The organism is Flavobacterium acetivorans, from assembly GCF_020911885.1.
Classification (GTDB): domain Bacteria; phylum Bacteroidota; class Bacteroidia; order Flavobacteriales; family Flavobacteriaceae; genus Flavobacterium; species Flavobacterium acetivorans.
This window is the reverse complement of record NZ_CP087132.1, coordinates 3,457,116-3,468,401: the sequence shown is the minus strand read 5'-3', so window position 1 is coordinate 3,468,401 and position 11,286 is coordinate 3,457,116. Positions and strand designations below refer to the sequence as shown.

Here is an 11,286-nt window from a genome sequence, read left to right as displayed (position 1 = left end):
CAAATAATTATTAATCAATTAAAATAAAATAGTATGAAAAAGATAATTACCCTTTTGTCCTTTGTAGGAATGTTGAGCTTACAAGGCTGTACCGTAAATGACACTACCGATTATGTGGATTATGATACCATTAGTGAGGTGTTCGAAATTAAAAATATTGATTTCGGTTATAATAATGTTGACGGATTTACTATTTATCAAAAATTGACACCTAAAATACTAGCTTCAGATGTTGTGCTAATTTATAGGCTTTCCGGAACTATTGATGCCAGTACACCTATATGGCAATTAATACCTAGAACACTTTATTTAACAAATGGAAGGGAGATTGATTATGATTTTGATTTTAGCAGGGAAGATTTTACAATATTTGCCAGAGGAAATTATGATTTAGAAACAACCCCTAGTTATTTAGACAATCAGACTTTTAGAATAGTTATCGTTCCTGGGGATTTCGCAAAAACAATCGATAAAAACAATTTTGATGCAGTTATTACTGCTTTGAATGTGAATGAAAATCAAATCCAGAAAATTAATTTCTAGGTTTTAAATTAGTTTAAAATAAAGTTTTAGATAAAATATATCAAAGATAGAAAGCTGTTGAAAGCAAAAGAGGCTGTCCTTTTCGGACAGCCTCTTTTATGAATTAAGAATTATTCCTAAATTATTTATTTATTAATTTTTCGAGCCTTGCCATCATTTCATCTTTCTCTTTCAGCATTCGCTCGTATAATGCAATCTTTTCTTCGTGAAGCTTTAAAATTTCTTGTAATGGATTAACATTATAAGTACCACCAGAATTACCGATGAATGCTTCATCGTGAAAAGTATTTGAAATAATATTTATTGCCTGTTCTTCATCAAAATTCTGGAAAGCTTCTACAGGGATTTTCAGTGCATTTGAAATCTGCCTGAGCATTTCCTCCTCGATTACATCTTTTTGCTCCAGCATAGAAATTTTCTTCTGATTCCAGTCATCTCCCAGATCAAAAGCCAGTACTTCCTGCTTGATTCCAAGCATTTCCCTAAAGCGTTTTACATTTCTTCCCTGATGTATTTTCTGTTCCATAACGAGTTTCATTTTTCTGAAGGCTCAAAGATAAAGCCATTTGGATTAAAAAATCTGAATTTCAAAGGTAAAAAAAATATACTGTAAAATATCCATTTTGACAGATATTATATCCGAATTCCGTATAGATTATCCTCTTTAAAGAATAGAACTTCGCTAATCAATATTAAAATTTCCGATTATGAAAAAGAATAAAATATCCTTTGAAACTAATTTTTGGGCAGCCTATGAGATAGAAAATCCTTTTGAGGTAATTGATGCTTTTTTTGATTATGCACATCTTGACCAGTATAAGCAGAGATTAGCAGAAGCGGTTCTTTATATCAATAAGCAGGAAGTTTACAAAAAAGAGTATCCAGGACAGGTATTTGTTTTCTATACCACCCTTCGATCTTTTCTTAAAGCTTGTTTTTCTCTGCAATACAAAGGAAAAAAGAGGAAAGTCAAACCGCCATCTGATTGTAAATCGATTCTCCACCAAGGTTCATTGACAAAGGAAGAGTATGCAAATCCGTTTAGCGTATTCCAAATTGCATTTGCAGAGAAATCATTAGATGAATTTGACTTTTTTCTATGTGAAGTCATTCATATATCATTATCCCCAAGTGTCGTAGAATTTGATTATGACCTGATCACGCCCTATATCCATTTAATCAAAATGCTCGACGCAAGCCAGCTGATGCGTGAAAGAGGGCTTGAAAAGATCAAAAAGAATACCCATCCTTTAGAATAATATATCCAGTGACGGAATAGAATATCTTTCAGCGCATTCTCAACTTTACTAAAGCTAAATTTTTATGATATGGAAAATAATAAAAACTTTAAGAAAGAAAAAAGGCTTGTAAAAACGGTCGAACAGGCGAAGACAGCATTGAATCTGTTACTGCAAGATTCAGAAAAGCCTAATCTCGAAAGCGGAATTTTGGGGCTTCTGGAAAAATTAAAAAATCCCAAGCTCGATTTATTACTGGACAGGTATCCCGAACTCTTGCAAGAATACGAACTGGAACAGCTTCTTTCAGGCGAACTTGAAGTTCCTGATGCGGAAATAAGTGATGTGAAGACGTCAGGACTTTTCTGCTGTCTTCGGTTGCTGATACATTTTTGTTATGAACTTAAGGAAAATCCAAATCCCAGCGATGAATGTTATGACAGTCTGAGGTATATTTTAAGCTCAATCAGTTCTGACAAGTTTGTACACGAGGTGCTGATTATTATCGTTTCAGTTGCCGGAGTAGAATATTACGAGAAGTTCCAGCAGAAAATTCAAAACTTGGATTTAAGCTTAGAAAGCGCAAAGGGTTTGGAAAATGATCCAGAGTTGCAGGAACACATTGACCTTATGGCTTGGTTTGCATTAGTCAGGCTATTTTTAGAATCGGTCTATACCTATTTCAATATTTCAGATCAAAACCTTAATAAGCCTACATTATGAAAACTTCAAAAAAACTCACCTTTCCAAAACTCGATAACGAGTTTGTAGAAAATATCCTGAGACAATTGGTTGCAAATTCCAGTGATATTGACCACCCAATTCCAATTTAAAGTGAGCACCTGATTCCAATTCAAAATGACCACCTAATTCCGGAGCAAAATGACCACCTCCATTTTTCATTAAAAACAACTTTTTTTCATCTGTTAATTAGTATTCAAATATACTTAAATATTAGCTTTTGTTTATGCCCCTTTTTTTTCTCATAGATTCTCCGTGCAATTCGATTCGGTGAGATTGATGTATCAGCCTATCCAAAATTGCATCAGCTATTGTTTTTTCTCCAATGATGTCATACCAGCCTTGCACTGGGATTTGTGATGTTACAATTATAGAACCATTATTATGTCTGTCTTCAATGATCTCTAAAAGGGTAATTCGGTTATGACTATCTAATGCTTGGAGTCCAAAATCGTCCAGTATAATAACATCTTGCCGTTCTATTCTTGCCAGTTCTCGAAGATAAGAACCATCTGCTTTGGCCATTTTTAATTTAGCAAACAACTTTGAAGTATTAAAATAACTTACCTTAAAACCCTGTATACAGGCTTGATAACCTAATGCTGTACCTAAATAACTCTTACCTACACCAGTACTTCCTGTGATTAAAATGTTTTCGTTTTTCTCTACAAATTCGCATTCTGCCAGACGTAGCACCATGTTTCGATCCAGATTACGGGTTTGGTCAAAATTGATACTTTCAATATTTGATTTGTAATGGAATCGGGCATTTTTGATACTGCGTTCAATGCGACGATTATGCCTTTCATCCCATTCGGCATCAATAAGCATCGATACAAACTGATCAAGTGTGTAATGGTCAGTTTTCCCGCTTTCAATGGCGGTTTTAAAAGCATTATGCATACCATAAAGCTTCATTTGTTTCATTTTTGTTACTGTAGATTCATTCATGATTATTGGGTTTTAATTTAATTATAATACTGTTTTCCTCTGATGTTGCCGTGAACAGGGAGTTCCTGCTCGGGTTCTTGTTCAAAATCAATGTGGTCTAGGTTGTTTTCTAAAATATTTTGTATGGTCTTAAAATTGTAAATTTTAAAATCAAGTGCCCGTTTACAGGCATTTATTAATCGCCGCTTGCCTACCTTTTTCTCGAAGTTTAGTATTCCCAGACAACTTTTATAGGCTTGTTCGGGGTGGTTTCTGCTTTCGATTATTTGCAAAATATATTCTCCTACGGATTCATCAATACTACTGGCCCAATCAATGAAGCGGGCAGCGCTCCATTGGGCTACAAATTGGTGGGTACTGGCTAAATGTTCTGGGGTTGTGGTATAGACATAAGGTTTGTAATTCCTCGGATGAATGGCTATTCGATTGTATTTGTAATAGATCTCTACCGTTGATTTGGTATACAAGAGTTTCGCTTTTTTCTTTACATATTGATACGGAACACTATAGTAATTTTTGTCTTGACTTAATTGGACATGTCCGTTTTGCATCACCGTTGCAAAGGATTGGTATTTGATTTCAAAGCGTTCTTGTGGTAGTGGGCGTAGTTTTTGTTTCTCATCTTCTAAAAACAATTCTTTACGGGAGTAAGGACGTCCTGTGAGTTTTCGACTATTATGAGCATCTAATAAATCCCATATCTGCTGGTTTAATTCTTCTAGAGAAAAGAATTTGGTTTCTTTTAGAGTTACGTAAATCCTTCTGTACAATATCTTTACCGCACCTTCAACCAATGATTTATCCCTTGGTTTATAAGCCCTGGCAGGTAAGATTGTGGTTTGATAATATTCCGCTAAATCAGCCAGGGTTTCATTGATTGTTGGCTCAAAACGACTGCTTTTTATCACTGCAGATTTTAAATTATCGGGAACAATTGCCGCAGGAGTACCTTCAAAAAAACGCATGGCATTTTCTACCGAAGTAACAAAATCTTCCTTTTGTTGGCTCATGGAAGCTTCTGCATAGGTATATTGGCTGGCTCCCAATATGGCTACAAAAAACTGTACTTCTTTGATTTCTCCGGTATCTTTATCAATGATGGAGAGTGTTTTTCCGGCATAATCCACATACATTTTATCACCGGCTTTGTGATTCATATGCATTACAGGATTGACTCGTTTACCCCATACTTTGTAATGATGAGCAAATTGCGAACTCCTGTAACCATCGGGGTTTACGGCAATATATTGCTCCCACATATGTTGTACGGTAACGCCAACTTTCTTTAGTTCACGTTCCATTTTAGGGAAAAAATCGTATAGGATCTGCAATTTGGGACTAATGGATTCCACAGTAGTCTGTGAAAACAAAAGTTCTAGTTCTGTATCTGTTTTTCTATCAATTAATTCAAAGTTTAATCCGAGAACTTCAAATAAAGAAATATACTTCTTTACCGTATTCCTGGAAAGGGATAAGTAGCTACTTATAAACAACTTACTCTTTCCTTCACAATAGAATTTAATTACTTTTCTAATTTTACTCATGTCTGTTATTTTGTTTGCCATAATCCGTATTTTTTTAACGAATGTATGGTGCTAACAACATGAAAAAGTCAGTAGTTTTTAATAATCAATTTACCCCAAAATTAGGTGGTCAATTTGAACTGGAAAGTGGTGGTCAGTTTGCTCCGGAACTGGTGGTCAATTTACACTGGAAAGTGGTGGTCAATTTGACCGGTTTTTCCACCAATACTCATTACTCAAAAATTTGTATATTTGCTATTGAGCGAACGGAAACACGTTGAAAAGCAAAGCAATAAGCACCGTTACCAAATCGTTAGCTGACTTCTTTGATTATCTCTATAAAAGCTTAGTATTCACCGATACAGCTTTTTCCTGAAAACTTTAAAATAAAAAAAGGAAATCTCTCGATTTCCTTTTTTTTATGTTTTCTAGTATAGGTTTTAAGAATTTTCGGATTCTGTGTTTTCTTTAGAAACTTCTTTTTTATTTATCTTTAAGGATACTACAATTCCCGTTAATAGTGATACTGCAATGAATGCGAGTGATCCCCATTCTGGAATTTCTATAAAATCATGAAGCAGCATCTTGAGTCCCACAAAACTTAAGATAGCAATAAGACTGTATTCAAGGTAGCTAAATCTTTCGAGCATATTAGCCAAGAAGAAATACATGGATCGCAATCCTAATATGGCAAAAATGTTTGAACTAAAAACCAAGAAAGGATCACTTGTTATCGCTAGAATAGCAGGAACGCTATCAAGGGCAAAGATAACATCCATCACTTCAATAATAATCAAGGCAACAAAAAGAGGCGTTGCTACATTAAGATGTCTTTTTTTTACAAAGAAATGTTCGCCATCGATATGAGTGGTTACCGGTATAAATTTACGTAAGCTTTTGTAAATAAAAGATTTTTTGGGATTAAACTGTTCCTCTTCTTTAGTGAATAGCATTTTTGCTGCTGTATAGAATAAAAAGGCTCCAAAAATGTAGGTGGTCCATGCGAATTTATTGATCAATAAAACACCAAAATAGATCATGATTCCTCTAAAAACAATGGCTCCCAAAATTCCCCAGAACAAAACCCGGTGCTGGTATTTTTTTGGAATTCGAAAGGAATTAAAGATAATAGCGATGACAAATATATTGTCGACGCTAAGTGATAATTCGATTAAATATCCGGTGATGAATTTCATTGAGGCTACGGCCGGCTTTAATTCGTCAGGATTTGCAACATAATTGTTGGAGTACAACCAATAGATAACGCCTGAAAAAAGGAAGGAAATGCTGACCCAGATGGCGGTCCATTTACTGGCTTCTTTGGTACTAATAATATGAGGCGTTTTGTTGAATACACCCAAGTCGAGCGCAAGGAATAATAGAATAGCGATTAAAAAACAGATCCAGACAATCATAAAATTACAAGATTAATTAAAAGGGTAAAGATACTTTTAGATTTTTTATTTTTTAAATTTTAACTTAAAATTATTCTTTATTTAACCGGATAGGACAATATTACTATTATTGAACATCAGTGTCGCAAAAAAAAAGGAGGTAAAATTATCATGTTCTAAATACCAAGCGAAAATATTGACAATTTGGTAATTTTTAATAGTGTACCCATAAAAAAATAGAGGTCATCTATTGATAAAACATTATTTTAATTATTTTTGCATGGAAATAACAGGGGTTAAATCTTTAAAAACAATTTTTTATGTCAACAATACGTTTCCAGGCTTTGAAAGAAGCATCCAACAGAAATCCGGTTAAATTTGAAGAAGCTGATAGAAAATCTACGCTTTTTGGTTCAAATGTGTTTAATGATAAGGCGATGAAGCAATATTTGACTTCGGATGCTTTTAAAGGGGTTCAAGGTGCTGTACAGCATGGAACTAAAATAGACAGAAAATTAGCTGATTATATTGCAATGGGTATGAAAGAATGGGCGCTTTCCAAAGGAGTAACTCATTATACACACTGGTTTCAGCCTTTGACAGGAACAACTGCTGAAAAGCATGATGCTTTTTTTGAAACCTCTTATGATGGTAGTGATCCTGTTGAAAAATTTGGTGGTGCTCAATTAGTACAACAAGAACCGGATGCTTCGAGTTTTCCAAATGGAGGAATCAGAAATACATTTGAAGCCAGAGGATATACTGCTTGGGATCCTACATCTCCAGCCTTTATTTTTGGGACTACTTTGTGTATTCCTACTGTTTTTATATCGTATACCGGTGAGGCTTTAGATTATAAAACTCCTTTATTAAGAGCTTTGACAGCTATAGATGAAGCGGCTACTGAAGTATGTAAATATTTTGATAAAAATGTAAAGAAAGTTACTGCAACCCTAGGATGGGAGCAGGAATATTTCTTGATCGATAGTGCTTTGGCCAATTCCCGTCCTGATTTGATGATGACAGGGAGAACTTTGTTAGGACATACATCTGCCAAAGGACAGCAATTAGACGATCATTATTTTGGTGCTATTCCTACTCGTGCTTTGACTTACATGAGAGATTTAGAGCAAGAATGTATGCTGTTAGGGATTCCTGTAAAAACACGTCATAACGAAGTAGCTCCAAATCAATTTGAATTGGCTCCTATTTTTGAAGAGACAAACTTGGCAGTAGATCACAACTGTTTGTTGATGGATGTGATGCAAAAAGTGGCAGAACGTCATGATTTTAAAGTTTTATTTCATGAAAAGCCTTTCAAAGGCGTAAACGGATCAGGAAAACACAACAACTGGTCGTTGGCGACAGATACCGGTGTAAACTTGTTGAGTCCAAGTAAAACTCCAATGAGTAATTTACAGTTTCTTACTTTCTTTATCAACACAATAAAAGCGGTAAATGATAACGAAGCTTTATTGAGAGGAGCAATTGCTTCTGCCAGTAACGATCATAGATTAGGTGCAAATGAAGCGCCACCAGCAATTATTTCTGTATTTATTGGAGAGCAGTTGACTAAGGTTTTGGACGAATTAGAAGGTGTAACTGCCGGTAAATTATCTCCAGAAGAGAAAACAGATCTAAAATTAAACGTAGTAGGTAAAATTCCGGATGTTCTTTTAGATAATACAGACAGAAACAGAACTTCACCATTTGCATTTACAGGAAATAAATTTGAGTTCAGAGCCGTAGGTTCAACGGCAAACTGTTCGAATGCAATGACTACTTTGAATGCCATTGTAGGAAAGCAATTGAGAGATTTCAAAAAAGAAGTGGATGCTTTGATTGAATCTAAGGACATGAAGAAAGACGATGCGATCTTCAATGTATTGAGAGAGTATATCAAGCAGTCTAAAAAAATCCTTTTTGAAGGTGACGGATATAGTGAAGAATGGGAAATTGAAGCAGAAAAAAGAGGTTTGAGTAATTTTAAAACAACACCTCAGGCATTGAAAGCCAGAGCCTCTCAACAAGCTTTGGATTTGTTTTCTGAAATGGGTATCATGAACCATATTGAAGTAGAAGCGCGTTACGAAATTGAATTGGAAGAGTACACTAAGAAAATTCAAATTGAAGGTAGAGTTTTAGGTGATATTTCTAAAAATCACGTGATTCCAACGGCTATCCGTTACCAAAATACTTTGATAGAAAACGTAAAAGGTTTGAAAGATATTTTTGGAGCTGAATTTGAAACCATTGCCAAAGAACAAATTATCTTAATCAAAGAAATTTCCGGGCATATCGAAGGAATCAATTCTAAAGTAGAAGCGATGACTAACGAAAGAAAAAAAGCCAACGTATTGACGGATGCACAAGAAATGGCAGAAGCTTATTGTGATAAAGTAAAACCTTATTTTGAAATTATCCGTGAGCACTGTGATAAACTAGAGCTTTTGGTTGATAATGAACTATGGACTTTGACTAAATACAGAGAATTATTATTCACTAAATAATTCTTTAAAAAAGATTTTTTTTTTCACCCGACAGGTTTTCGAATCTCGTCGGGTGTTTTTGTTAATTCAAATTACTCTGCGGTTATAGGGTCGATGATTGTGGAGACCTGGCTTATTGAATTAGCCGGAAAACCTCCTAGTTTTGCGTGTTCTCGAACCATTTCTTCGTTTGGAGCGTTGTAGATACAATAGATTTTGTCAGCTGTTACATAGCTGTTGACCCATTGTATTTGTGGTCCCATTTTGTTCAATACCCCACAGGAAGTTTGTGAAATAGCTTTCAACTGTTCGGCTGTCAGTTTTCCTGCACCGGGAATTTCTCTTTCAATTAGATACTTAGGCATAATTTTTTTTTTTTTTTGGTTTCCTACTCTTGTGACTTTTCGGCATGGCCCCGTTTTTTATAGCGGTCGCTGGTTTCCACTTTTAGGTGTTTTTATTGTGTATTTATTTGTTATTCAGTAATTTATATTAAATTTAATGAATTAAAATAACATTATGAACGTTGATTGCTAATTTTACAAAACAGATACAGGAAGTGGTTCAGTTAAACCCAAAAAAATAATTATCTTTGCCGCACACAACACCATTTATTTCATGAGTTCAGATACTTCAAAAAGATACGCGCAAAGAGGCGTTTCAGCTTCAAAAGAAGATGTGCATAACGCCATAAAAAATATTGACAAGGGTTTGTTTCCACAAGCTTTTTGTAAAATTGTCCCTGATTATTTAACCCAAGACGAAGAATATTGCCTTATCATGCATGCAGACGGAGCAGGAACCAAATCCTCTTTGGCTTATATGTATTGGAAAGAAACGGGCGATATATCAGTTTGGAAAGGCATTGCGCAAGATGCTTTAATCATGAATATTGATGATTTATTGTGCGTTGGGGCCACAGATAATATTTTGCTTTCTTCCACCATCGGTAGAAATAAAAATTTGATTACAGCAGAAGTAATTTCGGCCATTATCAACGGAACCGAAGAATTAATCCAGGAATTGGCCTCTTTTGGCGTGACCATACATTCTACAGGTGGAGAAACGGCTGATGTGGGCGATATCGTTCGTACTATTATTGTAGATTCTACCGTAACGGCGAGAATGAAACGTTCAAAAGTAATTGACAATGCCAATATAAAAGCAGGTGACGTGATTGTAGGTTTGGAATCCTTTGGTCAGGCTACTTACGAAAAAAACTATAATGGCGGAATGGGAAGCAACGGATTAACCTCGGCTCGTCATGATGTTTTTGGGAAATATTTGGCAGCCAAATATCCGGAGAGTTATGATGCCGCCGTTCCTGAGGAATTGATTTATTCAGGTCAGGTAAAATTGACTGATGCTGTAGAGAATTCTCCAATCGATGCCGGACAATTGGTGCTTTCGCCTACGCGTACTTATGCGCCTATCATCAAGAAAATTTTGGATCAATACGATGCTAAAGATATTCACGGAATGGTACATTGCAGCGGTGGTGCGCAAACCAAGATTTTACATTTTGTTGAAAACCTACACATCATAAAAGACAATTTATTCCCGGTACCTCCATTATTCCAATTAATTCAGGAACAATCAAAAACCGATTGGAAAGAGATGTATCAAGTCTTTAACTGCGGACATCGTATGGAATTATACGTTCCCGAAGCCGTTGCCCAAGATATTATCGCTATTTCTAAATCCTTCAATGTCGATGCAAAAATCGTAGGAAGAGTAGAAGCAGCTGATGCTAAAAAACTGACAATTAGCAGCGAATACGGAACTTTCGAATATTAATTTCAGCACCTATTTTTTTAGGAGCTATGCCCGCTATCCGCTGTATCTTTATGTTTTTAAAGAAAAAACACAAAGGATGTCGCTGCTATCGGGGCTAAAAACAAGAAGGATATGTACGAATTAATTTTTTGGAAATATTTGGATGAGGTTTATTTAAACCATCAGGAGGTCTATGAAGCCATCATGGAGCAACAATCCGTAGATGGACTGGAAGAACTTCCTGTTCAAGTAATTTTGAACAGAATTGCTTCTAAATTCTCAAAATGGGAAAAAGTAGATGATAACAGCTGGAAAAACAGCAATGGAGTAGGTGCTTTTCAGGTAAAGACTACACCTCAAAGTATCCAGATCGATTGCTATGGTACCGAGGGAAAGACAATGGACACTTTAGTGGACATTATGGAAGAATTCAAATGTCCGCTTTACGATCCGCAAGTTCCCATGCGTTACGACGAAATGAGCGAATAAAGGCGAAAAAATATTTTAGCATTAAGGCATTAAGACAATTAAGATGAAAAATACTTAATTAGCTTAATGCCTTAATAGTTTACAGCATTAATTTTATTTATTAAATTAACACTCTATAACAGCAAAATTCTTCGTAGAAAAG

General features: G+C 35.3%; 12 protein-coding genes. 7 read left to right on the top strand and 5 right to left on the bottom strand.

From position 1 onward, the window contains the following. Positions 1–33 precede the first annotated feature (33 nt). The gene (locus LNP19_RS15010; RefSeq protein ID WP_230062706.1) at positions 34–543 is read left to right on the top strand and encodes a hypothetical protein; all 510 of its coding nucleotides are present in this window, start codon (positions 34–36) and stop codon (positions 541–543) included. Positions 544–664: 121 nt separating this feature from the next. Here the strand turns inward: LNP19_RS15010 and LNP19_RS15005 are convergent, their stop codons facing one another. Next, positions 665–1,069, bottom strand: a complete 405-nt coding sequence (locus LNP19_RS15005) for a helix-turn-helix domain-containing protein (protein ID WP_230062705.1) — start codon at positions 1,067–1,069, stop codon at positions 665–667. Positions 1,070–1,250: 181 nt separating this feature from the next. Here LNP19_RS15005 and LNP19_RS15000 point away from each other — a divergent pair, with 181 nt between their 5' ends. Together LNP19_RS15000 and LNP19_RS14995 are read left to right on the top strand one after the other, a co-directional pair. After that, on the top strand, positions 1,251–1,802 hold the full coding sequence (locus LNP19_RS15000; RefSeq protein ID WP_230062704.1) for a hypothetical protein: 552 nt from the start codon (positions 1,251–1,253) through the stop codon (positions 1,800–1,802). Between the two features lie 69 nt (positions 1,803–1,871). Further along, the gene (locus LNP19_RS14995) at positions 1,872–2,504 is read left to right on the top strand and encodes a hypothetical protein (RefSeq protein ID WP_230062703.1); all 633 of its coding nucleotides are present in this window, start codon (positions 1,872–1,874) and stop codon (positions 2,502–2,504) included. A gap of 231 nt (positions 2,505–2,735) precedes the next feature. Here LNP19_RS14995 and istB read toward each other — a convergent pair whose 3' ends face one another. Both istB and istA read right to left on the bottom strand, forming a co-directional pair. Next, positions 2,736–3,473, bottom strand: coding sequence for an IS21-like element helper ATPase IstB (gene istB, locus LNP19_RS14990; protein WP_131910895.1), 738 nt, complete (start codon positions 3,471–3,473; stop codon positions 2,736–2,738). Between the two features lie 17 nt (positions 3,474–3,490). Continuing rightward, complete coding sequence (gene istA, locus LNP19_RS14985) at positions 3,491–5,038, bottom strand: IS21 family transposase (RefSeq protein ID WP_230061790.1); 1,548 nt, start codon at positions 5,036–5,038, stop codon at positions 3,491–3,493. A 38-nt stretch (positions 5,039–5,076) separates the two neighbouring features. Here istA and LNP19_RS14980 point away from each other — a divergent pair, with 38 nt between their 5' ends. After that, on the top strand, positions 5,077–5,277 hold the full coding sequence (locus tag LNP19_RS14980) for a hypothetical protein (protein WP_230062702.1): 201 nt from the start codon (positions 5,077–5,079) through the stop codon (positions 5,275–5,277). 159 nt (positions 5,278–5,436) lie between these two features. Here the strand turns inward: LNP19_RS14980 and LNP19_RS14975 are convergent, their stop codons facing one another. Further along, complete coding sequence (locus tag LNP19_RS14975) at positions 5,437–6,411, bottom strand: TerC family protein (protein ID WP_230062701.1); 975 nt, start codon at positions 6,409–6,411, stop codon at positions 5,437–5,439. Positions 6,412–6,710: 299 nt separating this feature from the next. Between LNP19_RS14975 and LNP19_RS14970 the strand changes: the two genes are divergently transcribed. Then, positions 6,711–8,900 carry a glutamine synthetase III family protein gene (locus LNP19_RS14970; RefSeq protein WP_230062700.1) on the top strand — a complete coding sequence of 730 codons (2,190 nt, stop codon included), beginning with the start codon at positions 6,711–6,713 and terminating at the stop codon, positions 8,898–8,900. A 71-nt stretch (positions 8,901–8,971) separates the two neighbouring features. Here LNP19_RS14970 and LNP19_RS14965 read toward each other — a convergent pair whose 3' ends face one another. Beyond that, positions 8,972–9,244 carry a DUF4242 domain-containing protein gene (locus tag LNP19_RS14965; protein WP_230062699.1) on the bottom strand — a complete coding sequence of 91 codons (273 nt, stop codon included), beginning with the start codon at positions 9,242–9,244 and terminating at the stop codon, positions 8,972–8,974. 253 nt (positions 9,245–9,497) lie between these two features. Here LNP19_RS14965 and LNP19_RS14960 point away from each other — a divergent pair, with 253 nt between their 5' ends. Both LNP19_RS14960 and LNP19_RS14955 read left to right on the top strand, forming a co-directional pair. Continuing rightward, positions 9,498–10,676, top strand: a complete 1,179-nt coding sequence (locus LNP19_RS14960) for an AIR synthase related protein (RefSeq protein ID WP_230062698.1) — start codon at positions 9,498–9,500, stop codon at positions 10,674–10,676. Between the two features lie 111 nt (positions 10,677–10,787). Next, positions 10,788–11,144 (top strand): hypothetical protein, encoded by a 357-nt coding sequence (locus LNP19_RS14955; RefSeq protein ID WP_230062697.1) that lies wholly within the window; start codon positions 10,788–10,790, stop codon positions 11,142–11,144. Positions 11,145–11,286 lie beyond the last annotated feature (142 nt).